Consider the following 23,264-nt stretch of genomic DNA (forward strand, 5'->3'; position numbering starts at 1 on the left):
AGTGTCATGAACGTACGTCGTCGACTCATACCCACCGTGGCCACGGCCGCCCTCGGCCTCACCACCCTCACCGCCTGCTCCAGCGAGGGCGACGCGGCGGGCAACACGGACAAGTTCGACGTCGTCGCGTCGTTCTACCCGATGCAGTTCCTCGCCGAGCAGATCGGCGGGGAGCATGTGAACGTCACCACGCTCACCGAGCCCGGTCAGGAGCCGCACGACCTGGAGCTCTCCACCCGGCAGACCGCCGACCTCGGCGAGGCGGACGCGGTGCTCTACCTCAAGACGCTCCAGCCGGCGGTCGACGAGGCCGTCGCGCAGTCCGGCGTCAAGACGAAGATCGACGCGGCCACGCTGACCAAGCTGGAGGACCACGGCTCGGTCGAGCACGAGCACGAGGGCGAGGAGGCCCCCGCCGAGGAAGCTCCCGCCGAGGAGGAGGAGCACGCCCTCGACCCGCACATCTGGCTCGACCCCGTGAAGTACGCCGAGGTCGCCGAGGGCGTCGCCAAGGCCCTGGAGAAGGCCGACCCGGACCACGCGGCCGACTACCGCAAGAACGCGGACGCGCTGGCGAAGAAGCTGGCCGACCTGAACACGCAGTTCACGGACGGCCTGAAGAACACCAGGACCAAGGTCTTCTTCACCAACCACGCCGCCTTCGGCTACCTCGCCGAGCGCTACGGCCTGACCCAGGAGGCCATCTCCGGCCTGGACCCGGAGAGCGAGCCCAGCCCGGCCCGGATCAAGGAACTCCAGACCGAGGCCAAGGCCGACGGCGTCACCACCGTGTTCTACGAGACCCTGGTGTCGGACAAGACCGCGAAGACCCTCGCCCAGGACGCCAACCTCAAGACCGATGTCCTCGACCCGCTCGAAGGCATCACCGACAAGTCCAAGGGCGAGGACTACTTCCAGGTCATGGAGTCCAATCTCAAGTCGCTGAAGACGGCTCTGGGAGCCAAGTGACGTTGGGAACCAAGTGACGAACGGCAGTACGGAGGACGACTCATGAGCGAGCCCGTCATATCGATGCGCGGCGTCCACGCCGAGCTGGGCTCGCGGCCCGTCCTGCGCGGCATCGACCTCACCGTCCGGCGCGGTGAGGTCGTCGCGCTGCTCGGAGCCAACGGCTCCGGCAAGTCGACCGCGATCCGCAGCATCATCGGCCAGGTGCCCGTCGGCGCCGGCGAGATCACGCTGTTCGGGACCCCGCGCCGCCGCTTCCGCGACTGGGCGCGCGTGGGCTACGTCCCGCAGCGCACCACGGCCGCGGGCGGTGTGCCCGCCACCGTGACCGAGATCGTCTCCTCCGGCCGGCTCTCCCGGGCCCGCTTCGGGGTGCTGCGCGGGGCGGACCGGAAGGCCGTGCGCGCCGCCCTGGAGCTGGTCGGCATGGCCGACCGCGCCAAGGACTCCGTGAACGCCCTCTCCGGCGGCCAGCACCAGCGGGTCCTGATCGCCCGCGCCCTGGCCTCCGAACCCGAACTGCTGATCATGGACGAGCCGATGGCGGGCGTGGACCTGGCCAGCCAGGAGGTGCTCGCGCGGACCCTTGAGGAGCAGGTCTCCCAGGGCACGACCGTGCTGCTCGTGCTGCACGAACTCGGCCCCCTCGAGCCCCTGATCGACCGGGCGGTCGTCCTGCGCGACGGCTGCGTGCTGCACGACGGCCCGCCCCCGCGCGCGGTCGGCCAGCACGCCCTGCCCGGCCACGACCATGTCCACCCGCACGCGGCTCACGACGCCGAACCGATCCGGACGGGACTGCTGAGCTGATGGAATTCCTCGACTACGCCTTCATGCAGCGGGCCCTGCTCGCCGCCGTCCTGGTCGGCATCACCGCCCCCGCGATCGGCATCTACCTCGTCCAGCGCCGCCAGGCCCTGATGGGCGACGGCATCGGCCACGTGGCGATGACCGGCGTCGGACTCGGCTTCCTGCTCTCCTGGTCCCCGGTGTGGACGGCCACGATCGTGTCCGTCCTCGGCGCCGTCCTGATGGAACTGATCCGCTGGTACGGCAAGACCCGCGGCGACATCGCGCTGGCAATGCTCTTCTACGGCGGTATGGCCGGCGGCGTGATGTTCATCAACCTCGCGCCGACGGGCTCCAACGCCAATCTGACGTCGTACCTCTTCGGCTCGCTGTCGACGGTGTCGGAATCGGACGTCACGGCGATCTGTCTGCTCGCGGCCTTCGTGGTGCTGGTCACCCTCGGTCTGCGCCGCCAGCTCTTCGCGGTCAGCCAGGACGAGGAGTTCGCGCGGGTCACCGGTCTGCCGGTGCGGGCGCTGAACCTGCTGACGGCGATCACGGCCGCGGTGACGGTGACGGTCGCGATGCGCGTGGTGGGCCTGCTGCTGGTCAGCGCGCTGATGGTGGTCCCGGTGGCTGCGGCCCAGCAGCTGAGCCGCAGCTTCGCGGCCACCTTCGCGATCGCGGTGGCCATCGGCGTCGGCGTGACGATCGGCGGTACGGTCACCTCGTACTACCAGGACGTGCCGCCCGGCGCGACGATCGTGCTGCTGACCATCGCGGCCTTCATCGTGCTGACCGCGCTGGCGACCCCGCTGGCCCGGCGCCGGGCACGCTCACTGGCCGCCCGACAGCCCGCCGGGGACCCCGCGGAGTGTGCGATTCCGGCCAGTCGGGGAACCGGGGGAAAGGTCGGCGTCTGACTCGGCACAGTCCGGGCTGGCACAATGGCCCGGCAAGTGCAGACGCGAGGAGGCAACGGTGACGACCGCTGGACCGTCCGTGAAGGGCCGCGCCACCCGGCAGCGTGCCGCCGTGGCGGCGGCGCTCGACGAGGTCGACGAGTTCCGCAGTGCGCAGGAACTGCACGACATGCTCAAGCACAAAGGTGACTCCGTCGGCCTGACCACGGTCTACCGCACCCTGCAGACGCTCGCCGACGCCGGCGAGGTCGACGTCCTGCGGACCTCCGACGGCGAGTCCGTCTACCGCCGCTGCTCCACCGGCGACCACCACCATCACCTCGTCTGCCGCGTCTGCGGCAAGGCCGTCGAGGTCGAGGGCCCGGCCGTCGAGAAGTGGGCCGAGGCCATCGCCGCGGAACACGGCTATGTGAACGTGGCCCACACGGTGGAGATCTTCGGTACGTGCGCGGAGTGCGCGGCGAAGAAGTGACACTGTGAACGCATGAAGGGGCGCCCGGATCACCACCGGGCGCCCCTTCGTGCGTGACTACTCCTGCTTGCCCTCCATGGCGAGCAGCTCCTCGTTCGGGACGGCGCCGCCGAACCGCCGGTCCCTGGAGGCGAACTCCACGCACGCGCGCCAGAGATCGCGGCGGTCGAAGTCGGGCCACAGGACGTTCTGGAAGACCATCTCGGCGTAGGCGCTCTGCCAGAGCAGGTAGTTGGACGTGCGCTGCTCGCCGCTGGGGCGCAGGAAGAGGTCGACGTCCGGCATGTCCGGGTAGTACAGGTACTTCTGGATCGTCTTCTCGGACACCTTCGCCGGGTCGAGCCTGCCCGCCTTCACGTCCTCGGCCATGGCCTGCATCGCGTCGGCGAGTTCGGCGCGGCCGCCGTAGTTCATGCAGAAGTACAGGGTGAGTTTGTCGTTGTCCTTCGTCTGTTCCTGGGCGACCTGGAGCTCCTTGGCGACGGACTTCCACAGCCGGGGCATCCGGCCGACCCAGCGCACCCGGATCCCGAGTTCGTCGAGCTGGTCGCGGGTCTTGCGGATGAAGTCGCGGTTGAAGTTCATCAGGAACCGCACCTCCTCCGGCGAGCGCTTCCAGTTCTCGGTGGAGAAGGCGTACAGCGAGATGTTGCCGACGCCCATCTCGACCGCGCCCTGCAGGACGTCCAGCACGCGCTCGGCGCCGACCTTGTGGCCCTCGGTGCGCGGCAGGCCGCGCTCCTTCGCCCAGCGGCCGTTCCCGTCCATGACGATCGCCACATGGTTCGGGATCAGCTCACCCGGGAGTTTCGGCGCGCGGGCACCCGACGGGTGCGGCTCCGGCGTCTTGTACTCGCGGCGCTGGCGACCCAGGATCCCGCGTACGGCCATGTGCTTCTCGTCTCCTCTTACGGCTTACTTCTCTACGTAACGCAACGAACGCAGCCCGCGTTCCAGATGCCAGTGCAGGTAGGCGGACACCAGCCCGCTGCCCTCCCGGACATGCCGCGGCTCGCTCGCGTCCGCGGTCTCCCAGTCTCCCGTAAGCAGCGCCGCGAGGAGTTCCAGGGTCTGCGGCGACGGTACGACGCTCCCCGGCACCCGGCAGTCCACGCAGACCGAGCCTCCGGAGCCGACCGAGAAGAACCGGTTCGGCCCGGCCATCCCGCACTTCGCGCAGTCGCTGAAGCTGGGCGCGTACCCGTTCACGGCGAGGGAACGCAGCAGGAAGGCGTCCAGGACGAGGTGCGGGGCGTGCTCGCCCCGGGCCAGCGTCCGCAGGGCGCCGACGAGGAGCAGATACTGCTGCACCGCCGGTTCGCCCTCGTGGTCGGTGAACCGCTCGGCCGTCTCCAGCATGGCCGTCCCGGCGGTGTAGCGGGCGTAGTCGCTGACGATCCCGCCGCCGTACGGAGCGATGGTCTCGCTCTGCGTGCACAGCGGCAGGCCGCGCCCGATCAGCTCGCTCCCCCGCGCGAAGAACTGCACGTCGACATGGGAGAACGGCTCCAGCCGGGCCCCGAACTTCGACTTCGTCCGCCGCACCCCCCGAGCCACGGCCCGCACCCGCCCGTGCCCGCGCGTGAGCAGCGTGATGATCCGGTCCGCCTCACCCAGCTTCTGGGTGCGCAGCACGATGCCGTCGTCGCGGAACAGACTCATCGCACACCACCGCAGCCCTGCCGGGGGTACAGGGGTCGCCCCCCGGAAGATCGCAGCATGATCCGGTCCGCCTCACCCGGCTTCTGGGTGCGCAGCACGATGCCGTCGTCGCGGAACAGACTCATGGACCCATTCTCGCCTACGGCGGCCGCGCCCCGTGCCCCCTGCGCCCACGGGGTTCCCTACCGCTTCACAGGGTCCCCCACCGCTTCAAGGGACCTCGCCCCGGCTCCGGGCGTTGGCGTACGCCGTCGCCGCGCTCAGCCGCTCCGCCGGGGTGGCGTGCCGCACCGCGCCGGGGTCCGCGTCCCACTCCCGGCCGCCGCCGTACGGTCTCAGCTGGATGTAGGGCCCCTCGTGCCCCATGACGACTCCCACCCTTCCGCTGCGGGTGTCCATCACATACGCGCCGACCGGCGGCTTCATCATCGCCCCACCAATTCCACGAGCGGACACGGCTCCTTCCCTGCAAGGCCCACCTGATCGAGCCTTATTGACGGCAGCGTAATTCCCGTCATAGCCCGCACCCCACGCAATTCCTTCACCGTTTCCTCCGCTTCTCCGACGCGGACCGCCGAGACGTGCGACTCCAGCGTGCTCCCCTTTCCCTCCGAGTTTCACTCTTCACATCTCCACGACGACTCTCTGCGCCTACACTCGGCAGGAGTCTGTGGACTACAAGTGCAGGTCAACGGAGCGCGGTTGGCTGTGGCCAATGGTTCGCGGCAGGCGGTCGGGGAGTTCTTCGGGGCAGAGCTGAGGCGGAGAAGGGAAGACGCGGGGATCCCCCAAGTGGAGCTTGGGTTACGTGTCTTCGTCTCCGGAGCTTATATCGGTCAGTTCGAGCAGGCCATTCGATAGCCCCAGCTCGATATCGCCCAGAGGATTGACGAGGTGCTGCAAACCGACGGTATTTTCGAGCGGTTGTGCAGGAAGCTCATCAAGGGCGGGTGATACGCGAGTACTTCGCGCATGTCATACCGGAGTTCGTGCGTACGGTCAGCGACCGACGCCGAAGACGTCCAGGAGCGTGTCGACGCGCAGGCTCAGGGCGGAGTCGTCGGACCCGGTGACGACGACGGAGACGGTGTCCGACTCGACGGCTTCGTAGGAGTCGCGCGGCCGGGCATGCGCGAGGCGGACTCGGACCAGGTGCATCGAGCCCTCCATCGTGTGCGTGTACCACGCGGCCACGCTGTCGTCGGTCGGTTCGAGACCGCGGGCGATCTCGTCCCAGGCCAAGTCGTCCCCGTACTGGCCCACATAGCCGGAGAGCACTTCCAGGAAGCGGCGGACGTCACCGAGGCGGATCCGGCCCTCCAGGTCGTGCGGGGCCGGGCTGCCGGACAGGCCGTCGCTGACCGGGTGCCGGTCGTTGATGTAGAGGTGCCGGCGGGCCCAGAGGTCGAGGCTGCGGACGGCGCCCTTGGGGTCGTAGGCACCGGCCGGAAGCAGGGTGACGATCTTGCGGCCGGTCGGATCGAGCCGGCGCGGTGTCGCGAGCGCCTCCTCCCAGCGGGCGAGGGCGGGCGCGAACCGCTCCTCCGCCTCGGCCGGGCCGAGCTCCAGGTACCGCCCGATGTCCTCCCAGGACGCGCCCCGCTCCCGCTCGTACACGACCGCCCGCGTCAGCGCGCACTCGGCGAGCCGGATCAGCGAGAGCGCCTCGCCGGCACGCCCGCCCGGCCCGGTGTCCACGTCGTTTCGGGTCACCACCAGCACGCTCGCGGTGCGCGCGGTGCTCACGGCCTGCGAGCAGAGGGCGATTCGGGCGAGCGCCTCGCGGGAGTAGGCGGAGCGGTCGGCGTCGTAGGGCGTGGTGGCGGGCAGCGTCACGCAGGTCAGGGTGACACGGTCCCGCGCGGGCGTCGCCCGGTTTTTCCACCGCCGGGAGTAGGCCCGAAGCCTCAGAACGGCTCGGTCCCGCCTCGGTCCCGCCTCGGTCCCGCCTCGATCTTGCGCACGATGACGGGCGCGCCCCGGATGCGCGAGAGTCGTCGTACCGAGCAACGCGTCACGAGCCGCGAAGGGGACCCGCACATGTCGTATCCGGAGCCGCGCTACCTGGGTGAGAACGGCGAGATCAACGCCGTGTTCCGTTCCGCCGACACACCGCCCGACATCGTCTCGCCCGGGGGCACCCGCACGCACTACCTCGCCAGTCACACGTCCACGGGCGGGGAGTTCGGGCTGTACAAGGTGGACATGGGGCCGAGGGCCCCGGGGGCGAAGACGCACTTCCACCGGTCGATCTCGGAGTCCTTCTACGTCCTGTCCGGCGAGATCGCGCTGTACGACGGCGAGAAGTGGGTCACCGGCCGGCAGGGGGACTTCCTCTACGTGCCGGTCGGCGGCCTGCACGCCTTCAAGAACGACAGCGACGACCCGGTGTCGATGCTGATGCTCTTCTCACCGGGCGCACCGCGCGAGGAGTACTTCGAGCAGGTCGCGGAGTTCGCGCGGAAGGGCGGGGAGGAGCTGCGGGAGTTCCAGGTGCGGCACGACAGTTACTTCTTGTGAGTCAAGGGACATCCCGGAGGCGCGTTCCTGGGGTAAACCCCAAGAGAATTACGGCTGTTCCCCCGATGTCACGCTGCGTGATGTTCCGGCAGGCTGCTGTGCATGAAGCAGACCACGAAGAGCCTCACCCTGATCGCCGTCGCCTCGGGAGTCGTGTTCGGGCTCGTCGCGCCGCTCACCGCGTCCGCCGAGGACGGGCCCGCTCCGTCGTCGCCGGCGTGGGCCAAGTGCGAGGGGGAGGGGCTCGATCCGCGTCAGGAGTGCGCGACGGTGTCGGTGCCCCTGGACTACGCCGATCCGGGCGGGCGGACGATCGGCATCGCCGTCTCCCGGATCAGGAGCGAGGATCCGTCGGCCCGTCGTGGCGCGTTGCTCATCGTCCCCGGCGGGCCGGGCGGGGACAGTCTGACCGAGCCGTCCACCAAGGGGCAGAAGCTGCCGCAGAAGGTGCGGGACGCCTACGACCTGATCGGCTTCGCCCCGCGCGGCATGATCCCCTCCACCTCCGTGACCTGCGACTTCGCCCCCGGTGACCTGGCCCGGACGAAGCTGTTCCCCTGGCCCGACGCGGACGGCTCGCTGGACGGGACCATGGCGACCGCGCGACGCCAGGCCAAGGCCTGCGAGCGCAACGGCGGCGAGCTGATCCGGCACATCAGCACCCTGAACGAGGCCCGGGACCTGGACCGCGTCCGCGCCGCGCTCGGCGAGCGCAGGATCTCCGCCTGGGGCCTGTCGTACGGCAGCTACGCGGCCGCCACCTACGCCCAGTTGTTCCCGCACCGCACCGACCGTTTCGTGCTGGACAGCAACCCCTATCCCGACCCCGCCGTCGGGGCGGGCCGGGCCACCTACGCCGGGTTCGAGGCGGGCGTGGAGGACACCTTCCCGGTGTTCGCCGCATGGGCCTCCGCACCCGAGCGGGGCAAGGACCGCGTCGCCCGCACGGCCGCCGAGGTCCGCCCCCTCTTCCTCCGCCTCGCCGCCCGCCTGGACCGCGAGCCGATCCCCTGGCCCGGCGCCAACCCCGAGGAGCTGAACGGCACCGAACTGCGCCAGGCGATGATCGACGCCTTCTACGACCCCGAGGGCTTCCCCGGTCTCGCCGAACTGATCAACGCGGCCCGCAAGGTCACGGTCCCACCCGCTCCCGAGCCCCCGCCCGCGGATCTCCTCCAGAACGGCTACGCGGTCGCCCACGCCACCCTCTGCAACGACGCCGCCTGGCCGCGCGATGCCGCCGGGTACGAGAAGGGCGTCGCCGAGAGCCGCGCGACGTTCCCCCTCACGGCCGGCATGCCCAGGAGCGCCACGGCGTGCGCCGCCTGGCCGTGGACCCCGAAGGAGCCCCCGGTCCGCATCACCGACCAGGGCCCCTCGAACATCCTGCTCATACAGAACCGGCGGGACGTCGCCACCCCCGTGAGCGGCGCCCTCAAACTCCGCACGGCCCTCGGCGAGCGCGCGGTCATGGTCCTCGTCAACTCCACCGGCCACGACGCCTACCTCGGCAACGGCAACGCCTGCGGCGACGCCAAGGTCTCCCACTTCCTGGCCACCGGGGAGCGGCCGGCCCGCGACACCTACTGCCGCTGAGCCCCCTACGGCTTCCGACCCGCCCGGCACGCCCTGGCGTACCGCCGCGCCAGGGCGTGGAAGGCCTCCTTCGGCTCCCGGCGCCAGGGGGAGTCCGGGTCGTCCGGGCGGTCCCTGACGGCCTTGGTGATGCCGTAGCCGGCCAGGTCGAGGTCGTGGAGGGGGTCGTGGGGGTGGTGCGGGGCGTCGGCGGTGAGGAACTCGAAGGCCATCGCCGCGTAGAGGTTCATGGACTCGAAGACGTCCAGGAGGTCGGTGACGTAGGCGGCCTGGACGCGTTCGCTGCGGACCGGGTTTCCCTTGATCTCCGGTGGGTTCTTGTCGTAGTCGACGATGTCCCAGCCCATGCCGCCCGCCTCGGGGGCGCCGACGTAGGTGCAGGTGCCGAACTCGGTGATGGCGACCGGCTTGCCCCAGCGCAGGTAGCTCTTCAGCTCCTTGACGTACTCGCGCCGGTCGCGGTGGTACGAGTAGTAGTCGATGCCGACGACGTCGAAGAGGTTCCAGTCGACCCGGTCGTCCTGGGCGGCGGCGTAGCTCAGCCGGCCGCGGAAGACGGAGCGGCCCACCCGCGCGGCCTCCGCGGTGAAGCGGTCGAGGCGGCGCTGCATCTGCTCCCAGTCGACGGTGCCGCTCAGCAGGTTGCGGATGCGCTCCATGACGTCCGCGCCGGGCACGATGCCGGGGACGAGCAGCCAGAACTCGCAGCCCACGCTGAACTCCACGCTCGCGCCCTGCCGGCGCAGCCGCTCCGCGAACCGGCCGCACTCCGCGAGGTGTTCCAGAGTCTCCTTCTGCGGTCGGTCGGTGAGGGTCGGCTGGAGCCAGACGTGCATACCGCGTTCGGCGACCTCGGCGGCGGTGGCCGTCAGGCGCTCCACGCCGTCGCCGGTGACGTCCACGGTGTCGGCGTGCAGGTCGTCACGGATGACGCGGATGTCCTCGCGCATCCGGGCGAGGCTGAAGGCGGTGGCCGGGGTCTCCCCCTCGACCAGGGTGTAGACGACACCCCGCCGGGTGAGACCCCGGCCGCCGCCTCCCTCTCCTCCAACTCCCTCTCCCCCGACTTCTTCTCCCCCGCCGCTCGCCTCGGCCCGCCCCGTCGGCAGCAGCGCCCCCGCGAGCCCGACGGCCGCCGCCCCTGCCAGGAACTGCGCCCGGTTGATCCCCTTGATCCCGTTGGTTCCGCTGGTCCCGTTGGTCTTCTCCATGTCCGCCACTGTGCCGAGACCGCCTTCCCGGCGCCGTCCGCCGATGGTCTACGGCGCGGCTACCAAGGGATGAGGTGCGGCTCCCCGAGGACTCCTTAGGGGGTAAGCCCCAGTAAATACAGGGTTGTTGCCCGGATGTGGCGGACGGGCGGGATGGCCGAGGCTCGTGGGCATGAAGCAGATCACGCAGAGCGCGGCCCTGATAGCCGCCGCCTCCGGCATCGTCTTCGGTGTCGTCACGCCGCTGACCGCGTCCGCCGCCGACAAGTCCTCGTCCTCGCCGCTGAAGTGGAGCACGTGCGCGGGCACGGGCCTCGACCCCAGACAGGAATGTACGACCGTCGCCGTGCCGATGGACTACGCCGACCCGGACGGCCCGAAGATCGACCTCGCCGTCTCCCGCATCCCCGCCGAGAAGCCGTCGGCCCACCGTGGCGCCTTACTCCTGATCCCCGGCGGGCCGGGGGGCACGAGCCTCGACGCCCCCTCGGGCAAGGGACAGAAGCTGCCGCAGGAGGTGCGTGACGCCTACGACCTGATCGGGATCGCCCCGCGCGGGAACGCCCCCTCGGCCCCGGTGAGTTGCGGCCTCGCCCACGAGGACCTGGCGCTGTCCAGGCTGCGGCCCTGGCCCGCCCCCGACGGCTCCGTCGCCGAGAACATGGCCACCGCCCGGCGCGTGGCGGACGCCTGTACGGGCAACGGGGGTGAGCTGATGAAGCACATCAGCACCAAGAACAACGCCCGTGACCTGGACCGCGTCCGGGCCGCGCTGGGCGAGCAGAGGATCTCGGCCTGGGCGGTCTCGTACGGCACGTATGTCAGCGCCGCCTACATGGAGATGTTCCCGTACCGCACCGACCGCGTCGTGCTGGACAGCAACGACAATCCGGACCCGGTCCGGGCGGAGCGCGCCTGGCTCCAGGCGTACGAGGTGGGTGTCGAGGACAACTTCCCGGTGTTCGCCGAGTGGGCCTCCGCACCCGAGCGCGGCAAGGACCGCGTCGCCCGCACCGCGGCCGAGGTCCGCCCGCTCTTCCTCCGCCTCGCCGCCCGCCTGGACCGCGAGCCGATCCCCTGGCCCGGCGCCAACCCCGAGGAACTCAACGGCAACGTCCTGCGCCAGACCATGCTGGACGCCCTCTACGACCCCGACAACTACCCGGCCCTGGCCGAGCTGATCAACGCGGCCCGCAAAGGCACGGTCCCGCCCCTTCCCCCGGCCCCGCCGGAGCAGACCGCGCAGAATCTCGTCGCGGTCGGTTCCGCCACCCTCTGCAACGACGCCGCCTGGCCGCGCGACGCCGCCGGGTACGAGAAGGGCGTCGCCGAGAGCCGCGCGAAGTACCCGCTGACCGCGGGCCTGCCGAGGAACGCCATGGTGTGCGCCGCCTGGCCGTGGACCCCGAAGGAGCCTCCGGTGCGCGTCACCGGCCGCGGGCCCTCCAACGTCCTGCTCATCCAGAACGAGCGGGACGTGGCGACCCCCCTCAGCGGCGCGCTCAAGCTGCGCGAGGCCCTCGGCCGTCGTGCCGTCATGGTCACCGTGGACTCCACCGGCCACGGCGCCTACCTCCGCAACGGCAACGCCTGCGGCGACGCGACCGCCTCCCGCTTCCTCGCCACCGGCATACGGCCCCCGGCGGACCTGCACTGCGACTGAGCCCACCTCACCTCACCTCATCTCACCGGGAAGTACTCCCGCGGCGTCACCCCCACCAACCGATGGAAAGCCGCCGTAAAAGAACTGGCCGTGGCGTATCCGACCCGGTGCGCCACGGCCTCCACGGGCAGCCCCGCCGCCAGGTACGGCATCGCCGCCTCCATCCGCGCCCGCTCCCGCCACTGCCCGAACGCGAGCCCGGTCCCGGCGACGAACAGCCTGGCCAGCGTCCGGGCGCTCGCCCCGGCCACGGTGCCCCAGTCCGCCAGTGTCCGCGCGTCCGCGGGGGCGTCCCGCAGCGCCTCGGCGACCGCGCGGGCCCGTGGATCACGGGGCAGGGGCACGGCGACGCCGGCCACGGGCACGGGGTGCAGTTCGTCGAGGAGGACGGCCTCGGCGCGACGGCGGGCGTCCTGGGGGAGGTCGGTGCGGACCAGGTGGTCGATGAGGGCCCGCAGCAGGGGCGTGACCGCGAGGACGGTCGGATCGCGCAGGTCGATGTGGGGCCAGCACACCGGGTCGACGTACGGGCTGCGCATGACGGCGTCACTGGCCGACTCCGTCCGGTGCGGAACTCCCGCCGGGATCCACAGGGCCAGCGACGGCGGCAGCAGCCACACGCCCCGCTCGCCGCGCACCCGCAGCAACCCCCGCGCGGACCAGGCGAGTTGGTGCAGGGAGTGCCAGTGCGTGGGGTAGGCGGTACCGCGCGGCATGGTGAAGTGGCCGACGACGATGCCGGCGGGAGCGACCACGACGGGCTGCTGTCCGTTTCGCGACATGGGTCGGCAGCCTAGCCCGTGGCGGACACTCCCGGACCGCGCCTAGCGTCGCCCTCATGCCGATGAACCGCGTTCACCGCAAGCTGTGCAGCTCCGAGAAGTGGGCCAGGACCACCCGGGAGCTGATCCTGCCCTGGGCTCTGGAGGGCGTCGACCTCGGCGAGGACGTCCTGGAGATCGGGCCGGGCTACGGGGCCAACCTCCGCGTCCTGGTGGAGCGGGTGCCCCGGCTGACCGGCGCCGAGATCGACGCGGACACGGTCCGCCTGCTCCGGGAGCAATGGGGCGACCGCGTCCGGATCCTGCACGCCGACGGGGCCGAACTCCCGCTCCCGGACGGCTCCTTCGACTCCGTGCTCTCCTTCACGATGCTCCACCACGTGCCCACGGCCACTCAGCAGGACGGCATCTTCGCCGAGGCGTTCCGCGTGCTGCGCCCCGGCGGCACCTTCGCCGGCAACGACAGCCTCTCCAGCTTCGGCTTCCGGGTCCTGCACCTCTGGGACACCCGCACCACCCTGGACCCGGCCGTCCTGCCGGCCCGTCTGGAGAAGACCGGCTTCACCGACGTACGCGTCGACCGCCACCCCCGCTCCAACGGCATCCGCTTCCGCGCGCGCAAGCCCTGACAGGGCCCGGCACGGGCTGGACAGTCCCGAACCGCCGTACATCTAGACGGTCCCGAACCGCCGTACATAACGCTTCTGCCAGGGGGTCTCCACCGCGTGCCGGTCGTAGTGCTCCCGCACATACGCGACGGCCTCCTCGGCGGGTACGCCGTCCAGGACCGCCAGACAGGCCAGGGCCGTCCCCGTGCGGCCGCGTCCGCCGCCGCAGGCGAGTTCCACGCGCTCGTCGGCGGACCGCTCCCAGGCCTCGGTGAGCAGCGCGCGGGCGGCCGCGCGGTCGGCCGGGAGGCGGAAGTCGGGCCAGCGCAGCCAGCGGGACTCCCAGGAGACCTCGGGAGGCCGCTTGCCGAGCAGATAGACGCCGTACGACGGGCGTGGCGCTCCGGGGTCCAAGGGGTGCCGCAGTCCTCGGCCCCGCACCAGTCGTCCGGAGGGCAGCCGGAGCACTCCCTCGTCCTGTTCGTCCCACCGTTTCGCACTCACCATGGGCCCATTCGATCCCGCTGCGGGATCCCGGGCAACCGAATCCGCGGCAACGGTGGTCTGGAGGGCGAGGGAGGGTGCTTGATGCAGGCCGAACAAGAGGCCCAGTTCCAGGAATTCGTCCGGGCCCGCTGGACCCGGCTCGTGCGGACCGCGTACCTGCTCACGGGCGACGCCCACCACGCCGAGGACCTGACACAGACGGCGTTGGCGAAGGCGTACCGCTCGTGGCGGCGGGTGTCCCGCAGCGACAACCCGGAGGCGTACGTCCGCCGGATGCTGGTCACCTGCAACAGCGACCGGTTCCGCAAGCGGCGCGTCGCGGAGGCACTGACCGCGGCGCCGCCGGAGCGCGCGGGGCGGGACGAGGCCGTGTCGCGGGTCGACGAGCGGGGGGTGCTGCTCGGCGCGCTGGCCGGGCTGCCGCCGAAGCAGCGGGCGGTGATCGTCATGCGGTACTGGGAGGACCTGTCCGAGGCGGAGGTCGCCGAGATCCTCGGCTGCTCCCCCGGCACGGTGAAGAGCCAGGCGTCCAAGGGGCTGGCGAAGTTGCGTACGTATCCGGGGCTCGCGCAGGTCATGGACCGCGCCCCGCAGGGAGGCACCAGGTGAGCGAGGACCAGCGGCGGCAGGAGCCGTCGGAGCAGGGGGACTTCGGGGAGACCACGGACGCGGAGGCGGGTGCGGGGCCGCTGGGCGACCGGGACTTCGAGGAGCAGTTGCGCGGGCTGCTGGCCGAGGACGCGTACGCGATCCGGCCGTCGCCGGTGCCGTATCCCGTCATCCGCCGCAAGGGCGTGGTCGAGCGGCGGCGCCGGGCGGCGGCGGCCGGGGCGGTCCTGGTGACGCTGGCGGCGGCACCGGTGGGCGCGTACGCGTTGGGCGGTCCGGACGGGGCCGCGCACACGACGGCCGCGACACCGTCGGTGAGCGCGACCTATGCCCCGACGCCGACGCCCTCCCCCACCCCGTCCGGACCGGCGGGCCCGGCCACTCCGGGCCAGTTGCTCGACGGGATCACCCTCGCGCAGGCGGCGGACGGGCTGGAGAAGTGCCTGGCATACGACCGGGACATCGCGGCCAACCGGGTCTCGCCAGGGCCCGATTCGTTCGACCAGGACCTGGGCGCGGCCGACGACTACCGGATCATCCTGGCGCTGAACAGCACCGGTGACTCCAACTCGCCCGGTGACGGCCGGTACATCGTCGCCGTCAAGGAGAAGCCGACCGAGACCCGGTTGATCTGCCACATCAAGGACGGTGAGGCGTCCGGGCTCAACACGAGTGTCGGCGGCGACCGGCAGCCGGACTCCCCGCCGGTGCTGGCCGACAGCAACGGCGGCAAGCTGTTCCGCCAGTCGGCCATCGACCAGGGCAACTGGAAGCTTCCGTTCCGCTGGGGTGTCATCGGGACGGTCGAACCGTCGGTGGCCAGGGTGACCGTCTCCTACGGCGACACGACCGCCGAAGCCGCCCTGGACCACGGCTGGTTCATCGCCGCCGGCGTCCTGGAGCAGCAGGTCACCAGGACGCCCCGGATCAAGGGCTACGACGCGAAGGGCACGCAGATCTACGACTCCGATCAGGATCCGACGTACCAGAAGACCATCCAGTAGCCCTGCCCGAACGAAAGCCAATCGGTGGCAGGAGGCCCGGGGGCGCCGTACAGGGGTCGGCGCCCCCGGGCCGCCGTTCTCCGGACGCGGCCTTTCCGGGCTTGCCATTGGGCCGACCTGTGGCAGATGCACCCATTCGCGTGTGTTTCCTTGACCGCCCCCATACCCCCACCTAAGGTCGCGCTGACGCCAGGACGTAGGACGTCCTATCTCCCCCTCTCGCTGGAGGAACCGTGCGCGACGCGAACCGCCGGGCCTTCCTGAAGCACACCGGGGCGCTCGGGGCGGGCGCCGTACTCCTCCCGTCGGTGGCGTCCTGCGGCCCGGAGTCCACGATCGAGTACGGCGACTCCGGCGGCGCGAGCAGCACGCTGACGGCGGTCATCGGCTACGGCAACGACGGCAGCTGGGATCCCACGCAGACCGCGTCCGCGTTCTCCATGGCCGCCAACCACCATGTCTACGAAGGGCTGCTGGACACCGACCCGATCTCCCGCGAGCCGTACCCGGCGCTCGCCACCGGCCTGCCGGGGCCGCGGGAACTCGCGGGCACGTCCTGGAGGTTCACCCTGCGGGAGGGTGCCGTCTTCCACGACGGGCGGCCCGTCACCGCCGACGACGTGGTCTTCACCTTCGACCGGATCCTCGCCCCGGACACCCGGACCCTCGCCCAGGGCTTCTTCGCCGGCTGGCTGGAGAGCGTCCGCAGGACCGGCGCCCGCGGGGTCGAGCTGGTGCTCAGGTTTCCCTTCCCCGAGGGGGTCTCGCGGCTCACCCTGGCGAAGATCATGCCCCGGCACGTCTTCTCCCGGCCCGGCGCCTGGGACGAGGCGATCAAGGGCCTCGCGGTGGGCTCGGGACCGTACCGGCAGACCGCTCACCACCCCAGGTCGAACACCACGTTCGCCGCCTTCGACGGCTACAACGGCCCGCGCCCGCCCGCCTTCCGGAAGATGAACTGGCTGACGATCGTGGACGCCGCCCCGCGCGTCGCGCGGATCTCCGGGTCGCACGCGGGCGCGCAGGTCGCCGACAACATCCCGTACGCCAACATCGAGCAGCTGCGGGGCACCGGTCTGTCGGTGGCGGGCGCGGCGGGGATGAACAACCTGTTCCTGATGTTCAACACCGGGCACCGGCCCTTCGACGACGTGCGTGTACGCCAGGCGCTGCGCTACGCCATCGACACCGAGAAGATGGTCGAGGTCGCCCTCAAGGGCCACGGCACCCCCGCCTCCTCCTTCCTGGACGAGGGCAACCCCGCGTACCGGCGCGCGAAGACGGTCTACGACCACGACCCCGACCGGGCCAGGGCGCTGCTGAAGGCGGCCGGGGTGAGCGGTCTGAAGGTCGACATCCTCTCGGTGAACGTGAGTTGGATCGTCGACTGTCTGCCGACGATCAAGGCGTCCTGGGACGCGATCGGCGTCCGCACGACCCTCTCGCCGCAGGAGACCACGGCAGTCTTCACCAAGCTGGACCAGAAGCGGGACTACCAGGTGGTCGCCGCGGCCTCGAACCCCAACCAGTTCGGCCTCGACGCGGATCTGATCATGCGGTACAACCACGGCCCCGCCAACCTCTGGACGGGCTACACCAGATGGGCCGACGACCCGGTCGCCCGCCGGCTCTTCCGCGACATGGACCGGGCGACCCGGGAGCCCGACCCGGAGCGGAAGAAGGCGATGATCCAGGACTACGTCGACGTCGTCGCCGAACAGGCCGTCCTCTACCCGGTCGTGCACAACGAGCTGATGACCGCGTGGGACCCGCGCGGGCTCACCGGCATACGCGCCCAGCCGTATCCCGGCATCAACCTCCTTCAGGCCGAACCGGTATAGGACGAGGGGAGTCGACCGCCCGTGGTCGCCATCGTCAGGATCCTGCTGCGCCGGCTCGCCCTGCTGGTGCCGCTGACGCTCGGCATCGTGCTGTTCGTGTTCGTGGTGATGCGGTTCTCCGACGTCGACCCGGCGTCCGCGTTCTTCCAGGGCGCCAACCCGACCCCGGAGCAACTGCACGACTTCCGTGAGCAGCACGGCCTGCTGGACCCGCTGCCCGTGCGCTACGCCGGTTTCGTCGGCGATCTGCTCCACGGCGACCTGGGCACCAGCGCGCTGACCCGCGCCCCGGTCGCCGACCAGGTCCTGACCGCCCTGCCGCTCACCCTCCAGCTCACCTTCCTGGGCCTCGGCATCGCGGTCGTCCTGGCGCTCGTCGCGGGGGTGACGGCGGCGATCCACCGCGACCGGCTGCCCGATCAGATCATCCGGGTGCTGTCCCTGACCGGCGTCGCGGCCCCCGGCTTCTGGCTGGCGCTGCTGATGATCCAGTACCTGGCCGTCGGCCGCGGCTGGTTCCCGACCGGCGGTTACGTCAACCCGGCGGACTCCCTCACCGGCTGGCTGTGGACGATGACCCTGCCCGCACTCGCGCTGTCGCTCCCGGTTGCGGCCCAACTCACCCGGATCGTGCGGACGTCGGTGGTGGAGGAGCTGGACAAGGACTACGTCCGTACGGCGATCGGCAGCGGTCTGCCGCCCCGGGTCGTGGTCGGCCGCAACGTCCTGCGCAACGCCCTGGTCAACCCGCTCACCGTGCTCGGTCTGCGCGTGGGCTATCTCCTCGGCGGCGCGGTCGTCATCGAGACGATCTTCGCCCTGCCCGGTATGGGCAAGCTGATGATCGACGCCGTGAAGAACGGCGACCCGGCCGTCGTCCAGGGGGTCGTGCTGACCACGGCGGCCGGCTTCGTCGTCGTGAACCTCGTCATCGACATCCTCTATCTGCTGGTCAACCCGCGGCTGAGGGAGACGACCGCATGATCCTCACGCGCAAGAGGCTCACCGAGGCGCTCTCCCGGCCGGGCGTCCGGCTGCGCGGGCGTCTCCCCCTGGCGTCGAAGGCCGCCGTCGGTTTCCTGGCGGTCGTCACGCTCACCGCCCTGTTCGCCCCGCTCCTCGCACCCCACGACCCGCTCGACCAGCAGCCCCTGGCCGACACCACCGGGCATCCGACCGCCGGTCACTGGATGGGCCAGGACAGCCTGGGCCGGGACGTCCTCAGCCGGCTGATGTACGGCGCCCGCTGGTCCCTGGCCATCGGGCTCGGCGCGACCGCGCTCGCCCTGGTGACGGGCGCGCTGCTGGGCGCGGTCGCGGCGACCTCCCGCAAGGGCGTCGACGAGACGCTGATGCGCTGCCTGGACGTCGTGATGGCGTTCCCGGGGATCGCCCTGGCCGCCGTACTGGTGGCGGTCTTCGGCGGCGGGATCACCGTGCTGATCTGCGCGATCGCGTTCCTGTTCACCCCGCCGGTGGCGCGGGTGGTGCGGGCCAACGTGCTCGACCAGTACGGCGAGGACTACGTCACCGCGGAGCGGGTGATCGGGGCGCGCACCACGCACATCGTGGTTCGGCACGTGGCCGTCAACTGCGCCGCCCCCGTCCTGGTGTTCTGCACGGTCCAGGTCGCCGAGGCGATCGTCTTCGAGGCGTCGCTGTCGTTCATCGGGGCGGGGGTACGGCCGCCCGATCCGTCCTGGGGCAGTGTCATCGCGGACGGCAAGAACCTGGTGCTGACCGGGGGTTGGTGGGCGACCGTCTTCCCGGGGCTGCTGATGCTGTTCACCGTGCTGGCGCTGAACGTCCTGTCCGAGGGCGTGTCCGACGCGTGGGCGGCCCCCTCCGCGCGGGAGGTGCCGGCCGCCGACGAGGACGACCGCTGGGAGGCACCGGAGCCCGGCACCGGCGAGGTGCTCGCGCTCCCCGGTCTCACGGCGGCCGCGGAACGGCTGCGCGCCCGGGCCCGCCCCCTGCCCGACCCGGACGGGCCGCCCGTGCTCGCCGTGGAGAACCTCGCCGTCGGCTTCGAGGGCCACCACCACGGCGTGGACATCGTCGACGGCATCGGCTTCGAGGTGCGGCCCGGCGAGGTCCTGGGCCTGGTCGGCGAGTCGGGGTGCGGGAAGTCGCTGACCGCGCTGACCGTGATGGGCCTGGCCCCGAAGGGCGCGCGGATCCGCGGCCAGGTCCGCTTCGGCGGACGGGACCTGCTTGCCGAACCGGCGCGGGTTCGCCGGCGCCTGCTCGGCCACGAGATGGCGATGATCTACCAGGACGCCCTGTCCTCCCTGAACCCGGCGATGACGGTCCGCTCCCAGCTCGGGCAGCTCGTCCGCCGGGGCGGCCGGCGCTCCCCCGCCGAGTTGCTGACACTGGTCGGCCTCGACCCCGAACGCACCCTGCGCAGCTACCCGCACGAGCTCTCCGGCGGTCAGCGCCAGCGCGTCCTGATCGCCATGGCGCTGTCCCGCGAGCCGAGGCTGATCGTCGCCGACGAGCCGACGACCGCCCTGGACGTGACCGTGCAGGCCCAGGTGATGGAGCTGCTGCTGCGGCTGCGCGAGGAGCTGGACTTCGCCCTGATCCTCGTCTCGCACGATCTCGCCCTGGTCGCCGACGTCACCGACCGGGTGGTGGTGATGTACGGCGGGCAGATCGTGGAGACGGGCGTGACCGCCGACCTGGTCCAGGACCCGGCCCACCACTACACGCGCGGGCTGCTGGGCAGCGTGCTCTCGCTGGAGTCGTCCGAGGAGCGGATGACCCAGATCAAGGGCGTCGTGCCGTCCCCGGCCGACTTCCCGCCCGGCTGCCGCTTCGCCGACCGCTGCCCGCTGGCGAGCGAGGTGTGCCGCACGACGGCCCCGGTCCTGACGGGCCCACCGACGCACACGGTGGCCTGCCACCACCCGGCGGTGGAGCCTGTGACGGCGGAGGTGGCGACGTGACCGAGAGCCCGAACGGAGACGGCCCGACGACCGCGATCGTGGAGCTGTCCGACGCCCACGTGGTCCACAGGGCCCGCAGCGGCGGCGTCTTCACCCGGGACCGGGTGTACGCGCTGACCGGCGCCGATCTGAGCATCGCCCCCGGCGAGACGGTCGGTGTGGTCGGCGAGTCGGGCTGTGGCAAGTCGACGCTGGCGAAGGTGCTGGTGGGCGTGGAGCGGCCGACGTCCGGCACGGTGTCCTTCGGGGGCCGCGACCTGTGGACCATGCCGCCCACGGAACGCCGGGCGACCGTGGGCGCGGGCACCGGCATGATCTTCCAGGACCCCTCGACCGCCCTGAACCGCCGCCTGACGATCCGCCGCATCCTGCGCGACCCGCTGGACGTCCACGACCGCGGCACCAGGGCCCAACGGGAGGAGCGGGTCAGGGAGTTGATGTCTCTGGTCGGTCTCCCCCGCGCCCTCGCGGACGCCCTGCCCGGTCAGTTGTCCGGCGGCCAGCGCCAACGGGTCGCCATCGCACGGGCGTTGGCGCTGGACCCGGCCCTGGTGGTGGCCGACGAGCCGACCAGCGCGCTGGACGTGTCGGTCCGCGCCCAGATCCTCAACCTCCTGCTGGACCTGAAGGAACGCCTGGGCCTGGCGCTGGTGTTCGTCTCCCACGACATCCAGACGGTACGGCGGATGAGCGACCGCGTGATCACCATGTACCTGGGCCGGATCGTCGAGGAGTCCCCGGCCGCGCGGGCCACCGCCCGGCACCCGTACACCCGCGCCCTGTTCTCCGCCACCCCCGGCCTGCTCACCCGCTCCGACTCGATCCCGCTCACCGGCCCGGTCCCCTCGGCGACCCGCCCACCGACCGGCTGCCCCTTCCGCACCCGCTGCTGGAAGGCGGACCCGCTGTGCGCGGAGGTCATGCCCGGCTTCTCGGCCGCGTCGGTGCCCGATCACCGCTTCCGGTGCCACCATCCGTTGGAGGAGGACCGGACCGCCGACGAGAACCCGAGGGAGCCTCGATGACCCTTCCCGCCCCGCCGACCGGTGTCGTCCCGCCCGTCTGCACCCCCCTGACACCGGACCGCGAGGTGGACGTCCCCTCGCTGCGCTCGCTCGTGGACCATCTGGTGGCGGCCGGGGTGGACGGCCTGTTCGTCCTCGGCTCCACCTCGGAGGCCGCGTTCCTGACGGACGGGCAGCGCAGGCTGGTGGTGGAGACGGTCGTCCAGCACGTCGGCGGCCAACTCCCCGTCCTGGCGGGCGCGATCGACATGACGACACCCCGCGTCCTGGACCACGTCCGCGCGGTGACGGCGGCGGGCGCCGACGCCGTGGTCGTCACCGCCCCCTTCTACGCCCGCACCCACCTCGCCGAGATCGCCCGCCACTTCCGTCGGGTCGCCGCCGGCAGCCCGGTCCCGGTCGTCGCCTACGACATCCCGGCGGCCGTCCACACCAAGCTCCCCACGGACCTCGTCCTGGAACTCGCCGCGGACCACACCATCAGCGCCCTCAAGGACTCCAGCGGCGACCTGGCCGCCTTCCGCGCGGTGGTCTCGGGCGCCCGGACCCTGACCGGTTTCAGCGCCCTGACCGGCTCCGAGGTCGTCGTGGACGCGGCGATGGCGCTGGGCGCGGACGGCGTGGTCCCGGGCCTCGCCAACGTCGACCCGCACGGCTACGTCCGCCTCCACGCCCTGTGCCGAGCCGAAGACCAGGACGCCGCCCGCGCCGAACAGGAGCGCCTGTGCGCCCTGTTCGGCATGGTCGGCGTCGGCGACCCCACCCGCATGGGCGGCAGTTCCTCCGCCCTCGGCGCCTTCAAGGCCGCCCTCCACCTGCGCGGCGTCATCGCCTGCCCGGCCACCGCGGACCCCCAGATCCCGCTGTCGGAGGCCGAGGTCGAACGGGTGGGCAAGTACCTGGCGGCGGCGGGGCTGCTCTAGAGCTCGCCGACCGGCAGCCGCCGGAACTCGATCGAGGCGTACGGTCCCGTGGTGCCCGTCTCGTAGAGCACCCCGACCGTGTCCCGGTCGACGGCCACCAGGTCCGAGTAGGCGGCGGGCCGGTCGGACAGGGTCAGGGCCTTGGTGAAGGTCCGTCCGCCGTCGTCGCTGCGCCAGAGGGCCATCGCCCGGCGCGCGGTGGGCACCGACGGTCCCGAGAACAGCAACGGGGCGTCCGGGCCGGGGAGTTGGAGGACGCTGCCCTGCACCACGGGCACGTCGTTCAAGGTGGGCTGCACGGCGTAGGGCCCCTCAAGGCTTGCGCCGCCGTCGCCGGAGTACGCGTCGAGCCGGTTGCCGGGGACCGTGCCGTGCTGGTCGCGGGAGCTGACGTAGAGGCGGCCGTCGGGGAGTTGGGCGGCCGAGGACTCGTTGGCGTTGGTGAGGCCGTCGTAGGAGGAGTCCACGAGGCCGAGCTGCCAGCTGCCGCCGCCGTCGTCGCTGTAGAGGATGTGGCCGCCGTAGTACCGGGGCTCCTGGCCCGTGTCGGCGGAGCCCGCGGGCGGGGCCGCGGAATGGTTCGCCGGGACCACCAGGCGTCCGGCGTGCGGGCCCCGGGTGAGGGCGACGGCGTGGCCGGGGCCGGTGGCGTACCAGCGCCAGTGCGGGGGTTTGACCTGGTCGGTGATGTCGTGGGGCGGGGTGAAGCTGTGGCCGTCGTCCCAGCTGTGCTGGACGAACACCCGTCGGCCCTGTTCCGGGGTGACCTCGCCCCGCATGATCTGCGCCTCGGTGACGGCCCCGCTGTTGGAGCAGGTGACGAGGACGATGGCGCCCGTGCCGGGGTCGACCACGGGCGCCGGGTTGCCCCGGGTGTCGCCGTCCCCGGCGGCCACGACCGTCGCCGGGCCCCAGGTGCAGCCGCCGTCGGTGGAGCGGCGCAGCACGACGTCGATGTTCCCGGTGTCCCCGGCCCCGTCGTGGCGTCCCTCGGCGAAGGCGAGGACCGTGCCCCGGGGCGTGGTGAGAGCGGCGGGGATGCGGTAGGTGTCGTAGCCGCCCTCCCCGGAGGCGTAGGGCACCGAGGCGGCGCATCCCCGGGCGGGGGCCGCGTGGCCGGTGGTGGTGAGCGGGGTGAGGAGGACGGCGGCGGCGAGGAGGGTGCGGCGCAGGGGGATCATCGGTCTCCCTCGACGGAAGGTCGGACGC

Annotated in this window: 24 protein-coding genes and 1 pseudogene; 16 read left to right on the forward strand and 9 right to left on the reverse strand. The window is 71.8% G+C overall.

Annotation, left to right across the window (positions count from 1 at the left end):
* Positions 1-6 precede the first annotated feature (6 nt).
* The 4 genes from K4B79_RS16380 to K4B79_RS16395 are packed head-to-tail and all read left to right on the forward strand — an operon-like array spanning position 7 to position 3,153.
* The gene (locus tag K4B79_RS16380) at positions 7-969 is read left to right on the forward strand and encodes a zinc ABC transporter substrate-binding protein (protein ID WP_232027319.1); all 963 of its coding nucleotides are present in this window, start codon (positions 7-9) and stop codon (positions 967-969) included.
* A 42-nt stretch (positions 970-1,011) separates the two neighbouring features.
* Positions 1,012-1,779, forward strand: a complete 768-nt coding sequence (locus K4B79_RS16385) for a metal ABC transporter ATP-binding protein (protein ID WP_232027320.1) — start codon at positions 1,012-1,014, stop codon at positions 1,777-1,779.
* A complete protein-coding gene (locus tag K4B79_RS16390; RefSeq protein WP_232027321.1) occupies positions 1,779-2,681 on the forward strand; it encodes a metal ABC transporter permease in 903 nt (300 codons plus the stop codon). The genes K4B79_RS16385 and K4B79_RS16390 overlap by 1 nt, the downstream gene beginning before the upstream one ends.
* A gap of 58 nt (positions 2,682-2,739) precedes the next feature.
* A complete protein-coding gene (locus K4B79_RS16395) occupies positions 2,740-3,153 on the forward strand; it encodes a Fur family transcriptional regulator (RefSeq protein ID WP_232027322.1) in 414 nt (137 codons plus the stop codon).
* A 57-nt stretch (positions 3,154-3,210) separates the two neighbouring features.
* Here K4B79_RS16395 and K4B79_RS16400 read toward each other — a convergent pair whose 3' ends face one another.
* From K4B79_RS16400 to K4B79_RS16415, 4 genes are all read right to left on the reverse strand, one after another.
* Positions 3,211-4,044: an isoprenyl transferase gene (locus K4B79_RS16400; protein ID WP_232027323.1), complete on the reverse strand. Its 834-nt coding sequence runs from the start codon at positions 4,042-4,044 to the stop codon at positions 3,211-3,213.
* Positions 4,045-4,068: 24 nt separating this feature from the next.
* Positions 4,069-4,815, reverse strand: coding sequence for a DNA repair protein RecO (gene recO / locus K4B79_RS16405; protein WP_232027324.1), 747 nt, complete (start codon positions 4,813-4,815; stop codon positions 4,069-4,071).
* Entirely contained in the window at positions 4,812-4,940 is a 129-nt protein-coding gene (locus tag K4B79_RS16410) for a recombination protein O N-terminal domain-containing protein (RefSeq protein ID WP_232027325.1), read from the reverse strand. Before K4B79_RS16410 ends, recO begins: the two co-directional genes overlap by 4 nt.
* Before the next feature lie 85 nt (positions 4,941-5,025).
* The gene (locus K4B79_RS16415) at positions 5,026-5,241 is read right to left on the reverse strand and encodes a hypothetical protein (protein WP_232027604.1); all 216 of its coding nucleotides are present in this window, start codon (positions 5,239-5,241) and stop codon (positions 5,026-5,028) included.
* A 282-nt stretch (positions 5,242-5,523) separates the two neighbouring features.
* Here K4B79_RS16415 and K4B79_RS16420 point away from each other — a divergent pair.
* Positions 5,524-5,757, forward strand: a pseudogene (locus tag K4B79_RS16420) (helix-turn-helix domain-containing protein); the annotation flags it as partial.
* 57 nt (positions 5,758-5,814) lie between these two features.
* Here K4B79_RS16420 and K4B79_RS16425 read toward each other — a convergent pair.
* Positions 5,815-6,651, reverse strand: a complete 837-nt coding sequence (locus tag K4B79_RS16425) for a hypothetical protein (protein WP_232027326.1) — start codon at positions 6,649-6,651, stop codon at positions 5,815-5,817.
* A gap of 204 nt (positions 6,652-6,855) precedes the next feature.
* On the opposite strand from K4B79_RS16425, the gene K4B79_RS16430 reads away from it, so the two are divergent.
* Complete coding sequence (locus tag K4B79_RS16430; RefSeq protein ID WP_232027327.1) at positions 6,856-7,335, forward strand: cupin domain-containing protein; 480 nt, start codon at positions 6,856-6,858, stop codon at positions 7,333-7,335.
* Between the two features lie 102 nt (positions 7,336-7,437).
* Positions 7,438-8,931, forward strand: a complete 1,494-nt coding sequence (locus K4B79_RS16435) for an alpha/beta hydrolase (RefSeq protein WP_232027328.1) — start codon at positions 7,438-7,440, stop codon at positions 8,929-8,931.
* A gap of 5 nt (positions 8,932-8,936) precedes the next feature.
* Here K4B79_RS16435 and K4B79_RS16440 read toward each other — a convergent pair whose 3' ends face one another.
* The gene (locus K4B79_RS16440) at positions 8,937-10,142 is read right to left on the reverse strand and encodes an abortive phage infection protein (protein WP_232027329.1); all 1,206 of its coding nucleotides are present in this window, start codon (positions 10,140-10,142) and stop codon (positions 8,937-8,939) included.
* Between the two features lie 172 nt (positions 10,143-10,314).
* On the opposite strand from K4B79_RS16440, the gene K4B79_RS16445 reads away from it, so the two are divergent.
* Positions 10,315-11,805: an alpha/beta hydrolase gene (locus tag K4B79_RS16445; RefSeq protein ID WP_232027330.1), complete on the forward strand. Its 1,491-nt coding sequence runs from the start codon at positions 10,315-10,317 to the stop codon at positions 11,803-11,805.
* Between the two features lie 17 nt (positions 11,806-11,822).
* On the opposite strand, the gene K4B79_RS16450 is transcribed toward K4B79_RS16445, so the two are convergent.
* Positions 11,823-12,587: an AraC family transcriptional regulator gene (locus tag K4B79_RS16450; protein ID WP_232027331.1), complete on the reverse strand. Its 765-nt coding sequence runs from the start codon at positions 12,585-12,587 to the stop codon at positions 11,823-11,825.
* 56 nt (positions 12,588-12,643) lie between these two features.
* Here K4B79_RS16450 and K4B79_RS16455 point away from each other — a divergent pair, with 56 nt between their 5' ends.
* Positions 12,644-13,216, forward strand: a complete 573-nt coding sequence (locus K4B79_RS16455; RefSeq protein ID WP_232027332.1) for a class I SAM-dependent methyltransferase — start codon at positions 12,644-12,646, stop codon at positions 13,214-13,216.
* A 42-nt stretch (positions 13,217-13,258) separates the two neighbouring features.
* Here the strand turns inward: K4B79_RS16455 and K4B79_RS16460 are convergent, their stop codons facing one another.
* A complete protein-coding gene (locus K4B79_RS16460; RefSeq protein ID WP_232027333.1) occupies positions 13,259-13,702 on the reverse strand; it encodes a phosphatase domain-containing protein in 444 nt (147 codons plus the stop codon).
* An 81-nt stretch (positions 13,703-13,783) separates the two neighbouring features.
* Here K4B79_RS16460 and K4B79_RS16465 point away from each other — a divergent pair, with 81 nt between their 5' ends.
* The 7 genes from K4B79_RS16465 (at position 13,784) to K4B79_RS16495 (ending at position 22,055) form a co-directional block, all read left to right on the forward strand.
* Positions 13,784-14,311 carry a SigE family RNA polymerase sigma factor gene (locus K4B79_RS16465; protein WP_232027334.1) on the forward strand — a complete coding sequence of 176 codons (528 nt, stop codon included), beginning with the start codon at positions 13,784-13,786 and terminating at the stop codon, positions 14,309-14,311.
* An 80-nt stretch (positions 14,312-14,391) separates the two neighbouring features.
* Positions 14,392-15,315, forward strand: coding sequence for a hypothetical protein (locus K4B79_RS16470; protein ID WP_232027606.1), 924 nt, complete (start codon positions 14,392-14,394; stop codon positions 15,313-15,315).
* Positions 15,316-15,548: 233 nt separating this feature from the next.
* Positions 15,549-17,156 (forward strand): ABC transporter substrate-binding protein, encoded by a 1,608-nt coding sequence (locus K4B79_RS16475; protein ID WP_232027335.1) that lies wholly within the window; start codon positions 15,549-15,551, stop codon positions 17,154-17,156.
* A gap of 21 nt (positions 17,157-17,177) precedes the next feature.
* A complete protein-coding gene (locus K4B79_RS16480) occupies positions 17,178-18,140 on the forward strand; it encodes an ABC transporter permease (protein WP_232027336.1) in 963 nt (320 codons plus the stop codon).
* The gene (locus K4B79_RS16485) at positions 18,137-20,107 is read left to right on the forward strand and encodes a dipeptide/oligopeptide/nickel ABC transporter permease/ATP-binding protein (RefSeq protein ID WP_232027337.1); all 1,971 of its coding nucleotides are present in this window, start codon (positions 18,137-18,139) and stop codon (positions 20,105-20,107) included. The genes K4B79_RS16480 and K4B79_RS16485 overlap by 4 nt, the downstream gene beginning before the upstream one ends.
* Positions 20,104-21,132, forward strand: coding sequence for an oligopeptide/dipeptide ABC transporter ATP-binding protein (locus K4B79_RS16490; RefSeq protein WP_232027338.1), 1,029 nt, complete (start codon positions 20,104-20,106; stop codon positions 21,130-21,132). Before K4B79_RS16485 ends, K4B79_RS16490 begins: the two co-directional genes overlap by 4 nt.
* The gene (locus tag K4B79_RS16495) at positions 21,129-22,055 is read left to right on the forward strand and encodes a dihydrodipicolinate synthase family protein (protein WP_232027339.1); all 927 of its coding nucleotides are present in this window, start codon (positions 21,129-21,131) and stop codon (positions 22,053-22,055) included. Before K4B79_RS16490 ends, K4B79_RS16495 begins: the two co-directional genes overlap by 4 nt.
* On the opposite strand, the gene K4B79_RS16500 is transcribed toward K4B79_RS16495, so the two are convergent.
* Positions 22,052-23,236 carry a sialidase family protein gene (locus tag K4B79_RS16500; RefSeq protein WP_232027340.1) on the reverse strand — a complete coding sequence of 395 codons (1,185 nt, stop codon included), beginning with the start codon at positions 23,234-23,236 and terminating at the stop codon, positions 22,052-22,054. The two genes, K4B79_RS16495 and K4B79_RS16500, sit on opposite strands and share 4 nt — an antisense overlap.
* Positions 23,237-23,264: the final 28 nt, after the last annotated feature.

The sequence above is a fragment of the Streptomyces lincolnensis genome (genome assembly GCF_021173675.1).
Taxonomy (GTDB): domain Bacteria; phylum Actinomycetota; class Actinomycetes; order Streptomycetales; family Streptomycetaceae; genus Streptomyces; species Streptomyces lincolnensis_B.

Excerpts from the sequence above, each read along its gene's own strand:
- K4B79_RS16435 (WP_232027328.1), top strand. The coding sequence starts at position 7,438 with ATGAAGCAGACCACGAAGAGCCTCACCCTGATCGCCGTCGCCTCGGGA.
- K4B79_RS16460 (WP_232027333.1), bottom strand. The coding sequence starts at position 13,702 with ATGGTGAGTGCGAAACGGTGGGACGAACAGGACGAGGGAGTGCTCCGG.
- K4B79_RS16495 (WP_232027339.1), top strand. The coding sequence starts at position 21,129 with ATGACCCTTCCCGCCCCGCCGACCGGTGTCGTCCCGCCCGTCTGCACC.
- K4B79_RS16465 (WP_232027334.1), top strand. The coding sequence starts at position 13,784 with ATGCAGGCCGAACAAGAGGCCCAGTTCCAGGAATTCGTCCGGGCCCGC.
- recO (WP_232027324.1), bottom strand. The coding sequence starts at position 4,815 with ATGAGTCTGTTCCGCGACGACGGCATCGTGCTGCGCACCCAGAAGCTG.
- K4B79_RS16440 (WP_232027329.1), bottom strand. The coding sequence starts at position 10,142 with ATGGAGAAGACCAACGGGACCAGCGGAACCAACGGGATCAAGGGGATC.
- K4B79_RS16500 (WP_232027340.1), bottom strand. The coding sequence starts at position 23,236 with ATGATCCCCCTGCGCCGCACCCTCCTCGCCGCCGCCGTCCTCCTCACC.
- K4B79_RS16450 (WP_232027331.1), bottom strand. The coding sequence starts at position 12,587 with ATGTCGCGAAACGGACAGCAGCCCGTCGTGGTCGCTCCCGCCGGCATC.
- K4B79_RS16380 (WP_232027319.1), top strand. The coding sequence starts at position 7 with ATGAACGTACGTCGTCGACTCATACCCACCGTGGCCACGGCCGCCCTC.
- K4B79_RS16390 (WP_232027321.1), top strand. The coding sequence starts at position 1,779 with ATGGAATTCCTCGACTACGCCTTCATGCAGCGGGCCCTGCTCGCCGCC.
- K4B79_RS16415 (WP_232027604.1), bottom strand. The coding sequence starts at position 5,241 with ATGAAGCCGCCGGTCGGCGCGTATGTGATGGACACCCGCAGCGGAAGG.
- K4B79_RS16410 (WP_232027325.1), bottom strand. The coding sequence starts at position 4,940 with ATGAGTCTGTTCCGCGACGACGGCATCGTGCTGCGCACCCAGAAGCCG.
- K4B79_RS16445 (WP_232027330.1), top strand. The coding sequence starts at position 10,315 with ATGAAGCAGATCACGCAGAGCGCGGCCCTGATAGCCGCCGCCTCCGGC.
- K4B79_RS16385 (WP_232027320.1), top strand. The coding sequence starts at position 1,012 with ATGAGCGAGCCCGTCATATCGATGCGCGGCGTCCACGCCGAGCTGGGC.
- K4B79_RS16430 (WP_232027327.1), top strand. The coding sequence starts at position 6,856 with ATGTCGTATCCGGAGCCGCGCTACCTGGGTGAGAACGGCGAGATCAAC.
- K4B79_RS16400 (WP_232027323.1), bottom strand. The coding sequence starts at position 4,044 with ATGGCCGTACGCGGGATCCTGGGTCGCCAGCGCCGCGAGTACAAGACG.
- K4B79_RS16455 (WP_232027332.1), top strand. The coding sequence starts at position 12,644 with ATGCCGATGAACCGCGTTCACCGCAAGCTGTGCAGCTCCGAGAAGTGG.
- K4B79_RS16485 (WP_232027337.1), top strand. The coding sequence starts at position 18,137 with ATGATCCTCACGCGCAAGAGGCTCACCGAGGCGCTCTCCCGGCCGGGC.